Consider the following 949-nt stretch of genomic DNA (forward strand, 5'->3'; position numbering starts at 1 on the left):
AGGCTTATTCATAAGCCCTGTTCACAGCAGGGATCCGACCATCGTTCGAAAGAGTCAAAGCGGGACGATTCAGACGGATTTCCGTGTTCTGCCCACACAACAACGGCTCCTCCGCTGAAATCTGGGGTTGAGAGACCAACCAGACGAAGCAGAAGAGCCGTTGGACTTGCAGCGTATAACCGGACTGCCACCCGAACAACTCACCGAGCTCACCGCCCGCATCCACCACAGGCTCGGGCACCTCACCCGGCCCGGAGGCAGACCCGCCGCGCTGGGCCTGTACGCCTCCGTCGCCATGGTCGTGGCCCTGCACCGCCACAACCTCACCCAGAACCTGGCCGGAGCCTTCTTCGATGTCTCCCAGGCCACCGTCAGCCGCCGATGGGACCTGCTCCGCCCCCTCATCGCCGCTGAACTGGCCACCTTCGTCCTCGACCCGAGCGAAACCGTAGGGGGCTCGACCATCCTGGTCGACGGCACCCTGGCCCCCACCTGGGACTGGAAAGCAGCCAAGGGCATGTACTCGGGAAAACACCAGACCACCGGCTTCAACCTCCAGATCGCCTGCACACCCGCGGGCGACATCGCCGCCATCGGACCTGCGCCCGTACCCGGATCACGCCACGACGCCCACGCGTTGGAGGCCAGCGGCCTGGACGATCTCATCGCCGGTCTGGACAGCACCCTGGGCGACAAGGGCTACCAGGCCCAGGTGGACATCTCACCCGCCAGGAAACCCCCGGGCGGCGAGCTCTCCCCGGAGCAGCAGGCCAACAACACCGTGATCAACAGCTTCCGGGCGGCGGTAGAAAGAGCCGTCGCCCATCTGAAGAACTGGGGCATGCTCCAGACCCGCTACCGCGCTCCGCTGGCCAAGTTCAGCGAGGCCCTGTCCGTGATCATCGGTCTGTACTTCTTCACCCGATACTTCGAGGCTTATGAATAAGCC

Annotated in this window: 1 protein-coding gene; it reads left to right on the forward strand. The window is 64.3% G+C overall.

Going from position 1 to position 949, the window contains the following annotated elements; all coding sequences use genetic code 11:
- The first annotated feature begins 166 nt into the window (after positions 1 to 166).
- Positions 167 to 946, forward strand: a complete 780-nt coding sequence (locus NLI01S_RS24820; RefSeq protein ID WP_157091142.1) for a transposase family protein — start codon at positions 167 to 169, stop codon at positions 944 to 946.
- Positions 947 to 949 lie beyond the last annotated feature (3 nt).

The organism is Nocardiopsis listeri NBRC 13360 (genome assembly GCF_001570765.1).
In the GTDB taxonomy this organism is placed as follows: Bacteria; Actinomycetota; Actinomycetes; order Streptosporangiales; family Streptosporangiaceae; genus Nocardiopsis; species Nocardiopsis listeri.